At 59.5% G+C, this 6,496-nt stretch carries 6 protein-coding genes and 2 pseudogenes; 4 read left to right on the top strand and 4 right to left on the bottom strand.

The features are described 5' to 3' along the window. Positions 1-79 precede the first annotated feature (79 nt). Positions 80-652, top strand: a pseudogene (locus RZR99_RS31675) (IS66 family transposase); the annotation flags it as partial. Positions 653-984: 332 nt separating this feature from the next. Here RZR99_RS31675 and RZR99_RS31670 read toward each other — a convergent pair. Continuing rightward, a pseudogene (locus RZR99_RS31670) lies at positions 985-1,245 on the bottom strand (transposase); the annotation flags it as partial. 497 nt (positions 1,246-1,742) lie between these two features. After that, entirely contained in the window at positions 1,743-2,087 is a 345-nt protein-coding gene (locus RZR99_RS31665; RefSeq protein ID WP_323123656.1) for a DUF3331 domain-containing protein, read from the bottom strand. A 395-nt stretch (positions 2,088-2,482) separates the two neighbouring features. On the opposite strand from RZR99_RS31665, the gene RZR99_RS31660 reads away from it, so the two are divergent. From RZR99_RS31660 to RZR99_RS31650, 3 genes are read left to right on the top strand one after another with little or no spacing between them, the layout of a single operon-like run. Then, positions 2,483-3,118: a hypothetical protein gene (locus RZR99_RS31660; RefSeq protein WP_323123655.1), complete on the top strand. Its 636-nt coding sequence runs from the start codon at positions 2,483-2,485 to the stop codon at positions 3,116-3,118. 60 nt (positions 3,119-3,178) lie between these two features. Continuing rightward, positions 3,179-3,607 carry a hypothetical protein gene (locus RZR99_RS31655; protein ID WP_323123654.1) on the top strand — a complete coding sequence of 143 codons (429 nt, stop codon included), beginning with the start codon at positions 3,179-3,181 and terminating at the stop codon, positions 3,605-3,607. After that, positions 3,591-4,049 carry a hypothetical protein gene (locus tag RZR99_RS31650; RefSeq protein WP_323123653.1) on the top strand — a complete coding sequence of 153 codons (459 nt, stop codon included), beginning with the start codon at positions 3,591-3,593 and terminating at the stop codon, positions 4,047-4,049. Before RZR99_RS31655 ends, RZR99_RS31650 begins: the two co-directional genes overlap by 17 nt. 408 nt (positions 4,050-4,457) lie before the next feature. Here RZR99_RS31650 and RZR99_RS31645 read toward each other — a convergent pair whose 3' ends face one another. After that, the gene (locus RZR99_RS31645; protein WP_323123652.1) at positions 4,458-5,708 is read right to left on the bottom strand and encodes a DUF3443 family protein; all 1,251 of its coding nucleotides are present in this window, start codon (positions 5,706-5,708) and stop codon (positions 4,458-4,460) included. A gap of 10 nt (positions 5,709-5,718) precedes the next feature. Beyond that, positions 5,719-6,399, bottom strand: a complete 681-nt coding sequence (locus RZR99_RS31640; RefSeq protein WP_323123651.1) for a DUF2844 domain-containing protein — start codon at positions 6,397-6,399, stop codon at positions 5,719-5,721. Between the last annotated feature and the right edge of the window lie 97 nt (positions 6,400-6,496).

Below are 6,496 nucleotides of genomic sequence, written 5' to 3'. Positions count from 1 at the left end.
CCCATTTCTGTATCAGGGCGAATTGTCGTCGTTTGCTCTCGCCGCCAGATTTGCGCGCTTTTAGATCGCCATCGACAGATGCTGGGTTCACGTGAGACGGTACTTCGTCAAGGCGGAAGACAACGTGCCGAAGGCCGCACGAACCCCCGATCTGCTCGCGACACGCTTCATCAAGTTGATCGGCAAGCTGTTCGCCGCGGAATCTCGGAGTGAGACGTGGACAGCCGAACGACGACAGCGGTTGCGACGACGATACAGCGCACGCGTACTCGACGTCATCCACGCACTGATGCTCAAGCAGTCGTCCGGCGTCGTACCGAAAAGCTTGCTCGGCAAGGGGCTGGCCTACCTGCGCGCGCAGTGGCCGAAGCTGGTCCGCTACGTTGAGAACGGCAGTTGGCCTATCAGCAACAATCCCTGCGAAAACTCGATTCGCCCGTTCTGCGTCGGGCGCCGCGGCTGGTTGTTCTCCGACACTGTCGATGGTGCAAACGCGAGCGCCAATCTCTATACGCTCGTCGAGACCTGCAAGGCCAATAGCATCGATCCGTATCGTTACCTGACCTGGCTGTTCCAGTGTCTACCTCTGGCGAAGAGTGTCGACGACTATGACGCACTGCTGCCTTGGAAAATGCCCGCCAACCTCTGCTGACCCGCATCGCTACCACACCTCACGCGTTCTGCCACCTTACTCTGAGGGGCGTCGTTCGTGGATCGCTTACNTGTTCCAGTGTCTACCTCTGGCGAAGAGTGTCGACGACTATGACGCACTGCTGCCTTGGAAAATGCCCGCCAACCTCTGCTGACCCGCATCGCTACCACACCTCACGCGTTCTGCCACCTTACTCTGAGGGGCGTCGTTCGTGGATCGCTTACCGACAAACAGCCCGTGTGCCGCGTTACCCATCAGGTCGGATACGCTGGTGTACGAAATCGCGGCAGCGAGAGTGGTGCTCGTCCTACTTGCAAAAACAGGCCATATGAAAAATCGTTCTCCAGGGCCAACTGACCGATCTTGGCATGCAGCGCCTTCCGGCCTACCGGGGGCTCGCTCGGCGACGCCCCGGCCGTGCCGAACACGTCGGCCGCGCGTTCCTGCAACTGCCGTTTCCATTCCGTGATCTGGTTCGGATGCACATCGAACTGCTGCGCCAGTTCGGCCAGTGTCCGCTCGCCTTTGACCGCGGCCAGCGCCACCTTCGCTTTGACCGCCGCTGAGTGCGTCCGTCGGGTTCTCTTCGTCATCTTTCCGGTTCCTTTGCCAGCATTATCGCTGGCTCAAGACCCCGGCCGCTCCACTTATCCGGCCGTCTGAATTTGCGCGGCCACCTCTATTAGCGAGCCTCAACAGTCATCGACCGATCGGTGGGCGTGGGCGCGGATACGTCCACGCGCCATCTTGCACTCAAAACCAGCTAGCAGAAGTAGATGTTCTGGCCCCTATATTCCGATAACATACGTACCGCTATTGCCACGACCGCAAACCTCTACCCCCAGTAGGCTGTTGCCTAGGCAAGATGACCTGGGCAACGAGCACACCTGGAGGCTCGCGCTTGACGCGAACAGCACAGCTGGCAGGAACCCGCACCCATGCTTCCGTCGATATCAGGCCCACGATGCACAGCTTGCTCGCAGTTACCAGAAGCGTATCGTTCTCGAACTCGGACGGGCTCATGGCCGCGTAGAGTCTTGCTGCTGCCTTTAATACCAAGTGCACTTCCGACGAAATCTGTATTAAATGCTCAACCATTTTTCGTACCTCCTCGGGCATCACTGCGCCGTATGTATCGAGAATCAACACTGCCGTTGTCGGAACCGAACACCTCAGCAACGGAGATCATCGCCTCCGTGTTCGCAGGCACAGAGCGTTCTGCCGGCCGAAATACTTCGTCGCCACAGTGGATTACCTTGTGCGATAGCACGCAGGTGCCCGCACGGCGCGCGAAACGGCGCCGCCAGCGTTGCTCTCCGCAATGGCAACGTCCGGGTTCCACCCAGCGAACCAAGAGCAGCGTGTCGGAGCGTTCGAGAATCTCGACATTGACGTCAACGGCGTCGTGCTCCGGTGAGGACTTCGAAGTTTTCATCTATGGCGCACTGCACGCACGACCACACTCCTCATCGAACGTAGGTTGCCGAGGCCCGTCGCCCGGCAATGTCGAGACCCCGGCCTCTGGCGAGAGTTCCTTAGATGATTGGACGCCCCCAGGGCGTTCCGGTCCCAATCGCTCTGGCGCTTCGTTGCTGCCTGACAATGTTGCCGGGCGCTTGCGCCCGGCAACCCCGCCGGCGTCGCTGGCCGTCATGCCTCGGGCCGAGGCTCCGTTTTATCCTCAGTGATAGGCTAGAGACGACATCAGTCCAGATAGGTGACAAGTAAAGACAAGTAATGCCAGAGAAGAACCTCCTTCGAGACGATCTCGTGACTTGTGAGGACTTCTAAGTTATAGTTCTTCCATCTATCTCCCCGGCCGCGCCGACCATGAATACCGCTGCTGCTATTGCCGACCTTCGTACTCTCGCATCCAGCGATCAACGACCCGCTGCCGCCCGTCTGCGCGACCTGTTTGATGAGGTTCAGGCCGCCACCGTGGCCGGTGTCCGGCGCGCTACGATTCGAGACTCGCTTGCCCGTAACGGCCTCGACATGTCGTTCGCCACTTTCGTGCGAACCCTCGCACGCATTCGCAAAGAACGCGGCATCGTCATGCGACAATTCAAGACAGCCGGACGCGCCGCTGTGACTCCAGCCCCGGCGAGTTTGACCACCACACGAAACACCCAGCCGTCACCTGATCCGGTTGCCGTCGTGGTCCCGCTCGCGCCAGCGCCGTCCATTGCCCCGACGTCGGCCGCCGTGCGTGTGTGCGCAACGATCACTCCGGCCGCCACGCTCCCGGACGACTGGCTGACTTCCGATACCCTTACGCCCGAGCAACTGAGATTGCTCACCATGCAACAACGTATTGCGCGCGGTAATGCTTATGCCAAACGAGGTGCGCCAGACACCCGCTTCGCCCGGAAAATGCTCGAGGAAAGCCGAAAATCGATGGCAGAAAAAGCTGCCACCGAGCAGGCAAAGGCGGGCACAAATGACAAACGGGACGATCCGGCATAAACCGAATCGCCCCGCTTTGGCTCACCGTCCCCGCCCCTCATCGCTGATACCATCACGCGCATGACTATTTCGTCCCGTCTCGCCTCCGACCTGCTCCGCGCCATGCAGCCCTTGATCGGCTACGAGGCGTTTCAGATCGCCCGCCGCATGGGCCTTCCCCTCACGCACATCAAACCCGTCTTGCTCAAATTGGTCGAGCACGGTCAGGTGGTCTGTCGTCCTTATAGACGGGGCGCTGGAGCCGGACTGCGCGCCCGCTATTATCTGGGTACGCAGTCCCTGGCTCGGACAGACGTCAGCGTCGCAGACACCCCCGGGTTGCCAAACGAACGCCCTGTTAGCCCCCCGTCGATCTACGAACGCCCGACGTTCGATGCCGACTACGCGCGCTTGCTCAACCAGCACCGGCTCGCCTGCGAACGCTGGCGACATCAATCTCAAACCGATTCAAGGACGTTTAGAGGGGGAACGGATGATGACAATCGATAAAGCGGCCTTCGCAATCATGGCCGTGGCGTTGAGTATGGTGGCCTGCTCGGCGTTACCTACCTCGGAAGTCTCGTTACCCGTCGACGCGACCATCACGGCCGGTCGGATTGTCGGCAAAACGCATCTGACGGATGTGCCTATTGCACCTTCGGGATCAGGCCCGACGGTCGGCGTAGGCGGCGGCGGTGGCAGTGGCGGTTTTCCGAATACCTCGTCTGGCGGTTTCTTCGGTGCGGGCCTCAGCTTCGATGTATCGCGTCTGTTCGGATCGCGCAACGAGACGCAGACCGCCCCGATTTATCGTAATCGCATCCAGCTATCGAAAGGGACGACGCGCGACATCTACAGTGTTCTGAACGTTTCTGCCCAACAGTGTGTCGACGTGATTGATTCCGGCCAGAGCGGATATCCGCGTCTGAAGCCCGCCGACCGCTGCGAGTGACATCTCGGCATCCCCGTGGGGTCAATTCGGCATACATATCAACAATCAGCGTGGCGGTGTTCAACCGGATGCTCAGTGCCGGACGGCCGAAGTCCGTCCGTTGTAAGGTGGTCACCGCATAAGCTATGGGGAAAGGGGCGGGTTGCACTTTGCCTTTCCTCCATGCACCAACGCCGGTCAAGGTCGATCCAACCGGCGTATTGCCGACGCGGTGGTAACTGGTTTCGCCGATGTGTTCGGTATCCTGACGAGCAGTACTATCAACACGAATCAGGATGCGCTTTCGGCGAAGCCGAAATACGCATTTATCGACAAACAACCGCAAGTTGACAGCACCCGTTGGGGGCGTTGGCCGGCTGAGTTTCAGGAAATTCGATTGTTCCTGAATCAGATGACCGGCCGCCGCGCTCACAGTCCGTTGAAGGGCCCGACTAACGCGCTTTGCCCATCCGCACTGGAGACACTTGCCCCTTCTATGGCGAAATACAACGTCTTGCCATAGAAATAGGGGAAGCCGATCAGCATATAGCCGCCGTGGTCGGCCAGTTGGCTCAATGCCGCATCCTTGTTGATCGTCGTGTCGGAATAAGAAGCCACGGTAAACGCATAGCCCGTGCTTGAGGTACCCTTCCCATCCGTGACCATCATCGAGACATTCGTCGGCTGCGCCGGGCAATCGGCGGGGGTGAATTCGTCATTGCAGGACCCCGATGCCAAGCCGCTCACGACGCCCAGGGACAAATCATTGGTGCCGCTGTCGAAGGCATCGTAGTTGTCGGACGAAGCCGCGAAGGTCGTGGCTTTGTTCGTGCCAACTTGCAGCTTGATGTCGTTCATGCCGTAAGTGCTGTTGGTATACGCGATCGTGGTGCTGGCGGCCAGCTTGTTGTTTGTCTCGGTACCGATGCCCAGGATCAGGTTTCCGCTGCCGCTGGCTTGCGCGTTCCCGCTGCCGAGGGCGTTGATTTGCAGGACCACCCCATTGTTGTCCGCGGGCAGCCGTACAACCGGATTGGGTACTTGCGAGGAACTCGGCAACTGGGCGCGAGCGCAGGAGGTGGAACTGCACGTGTAATACAGGAGTTCACCGTCCAGGGTGGCGGGGCTGACGCCGATGGTGCCGTTGGAGCCGAAAGCCGCGACGGTATCCTGGATATTCGAACACTGGCTCGGCGCCGCAGGCAGACCGCTTCCGCCGATCAATTGAAACGGCACGCCGTTGCCGTACTGGGCGTTCGCCGGGGGCGTACCCTGGGTGGGATCGGTGCCGAGCCAGATGTCGGCTTTCGACACGCTGCCCCAGACCGAGCTGTTCACATACTGCAGGCATTCAGCGACGTTCTTGCCACTGTATGTTTCGGGGACAAAGGCTTTCTGCAAAGCCGGGTTGAGCACCGATGCAACGATACGCACACCGCTGGCACCGGTATCGACCAGGATGTCCGGGATGGTCTGGCAATGCGCCGCGTCCGTATAGCCAGGTACGCACAGGGTAATGCTGACGGTGGGGATATTGGGTGAAGTCACGGCACTGCTGTAGTGCACGGTCAGCGGCAACACATTGGCCGGCGCCGGGTTGGTCGCCGCATTGACGGAACCGACGTACCCAAAGGCCAGGGACGTCAGTAGAAAATAGACGGTCAGGATCGCTTTGCGCATGGTCAATTCCTTATCGGACAACCGTGGTGGAAACATTGATCGGGACGAGGTGCGGGATATAGGCCGTGCCCGAAAAATGTGGCACACGGCCGAACGAGTGCACCACCAAGCCCAGTTCTGACACGGTGACGGCGCGACGCAAACTGGACGGTGAATGCGTCTTGTGCAATGCACTGAGCGCGTTACTGTAGTCTTCATAATTGGCACTGCCAAATAATTGCTGCAAATCGGGAATCACGGGTCCTTGCCACGCCACGCCGAACACGGTGTCCTTGTTGAGGTACTCGCGTACGGTGGTGCCGTCCCCGGTAGTGAATTCTTTCACCTGATAGGCGCTACCCGTCGGCGTGATGTCCCTGGCTTGTTGTTCTGTCACGGTCCCGACGGAACCGCTTATCACCGATGCGGTTTTGGCCGAAGCCGCATTGCCCAGGATTGTCATGTCGCGATCCACGCTGGCCGGGTTGCCGCCCAGTGACGCCATTGCCGACAAGGGCGTAAGCAATAGCACTAGATAGACGCTTTTCCGCTTGAGTGCTGCAGGAAACATAGATACCTCTCTGGATAGAAACAGCTTGGATGGCGGCATGATCGGGCGTGTCGGGATCGGCCGGATCTTTCCGTTCGACGGCCGCGTCGGAACTCCTGCATCGACGACGATGCGATCGGCGACCCTCAACTCTCGACCCATCGGCTTTAGTCGATGGGTCGAGTCAATCGCGTTGACACAGATCAATCCGATTCAGTGAACTGGATCGAGGGTGACGTCGTGCTCGTTCCAGCGGATG

The sequence above is a fragment of the Burkholderia alba genome, assembly GCF_034721475.1.
Lineage (GTDB): Bacteria > Pseudomonadota > Gammaproteobacteria > Burkholderiales > Burkholderiaceae > Burkholderia > Burkholderia alba.
This window is presented reverse-complemented; position numbering and strand designations above follow the sequence as displayed.

Excerpts from the sequence above, each read along its gene's own strand:
- RZR99_RS31665 (WP_323123656.1), bottom strand. The coding sequence starts at position 2,087 with ATGAAAACTTCGAAGTCCTCACCGGAGCACGACGCCGTTGACGTCAAT.
- RZR99_RS31660 (WP_323123655.1), top strand. The coding sequence starts at position 2,483 with ATGAATACCGCTGCTGCTATTGCCGACCTTCGTACTCTCGCATCCAGC.
- RZR99_RS31655 (WP_323123654.1), top strand. The coding sequence starts at position 3,179 with ATGACTATTTCGTCCCGTCTCGCCTCCGACCTGCTCCGCGCCATGCAG.
- RZR99_RS31650 (WP_323123653.1), top strand. The coding sequence starts at position 3,591 with ATGATGACAATCGATAAAGCGGCCTTCGCAATCATGGCCGTGGCGTTG.
- RZR99_RS31645 (WP_323123652.1), bottom strand. The coding sequence starts at position 5,708 with ATGCGCAAAGCGATCCTGACCGTCTATTTTCTACTGACGTCCCTGGCC.
- RZR99_RS31640 (WP_323123651.1), bottom strand. The coding sequence starts at position 6,399 with ATGGGTCGAGAGTTGAGGGTCGCCGATCGCATCGTCGTCGATGCAGGA.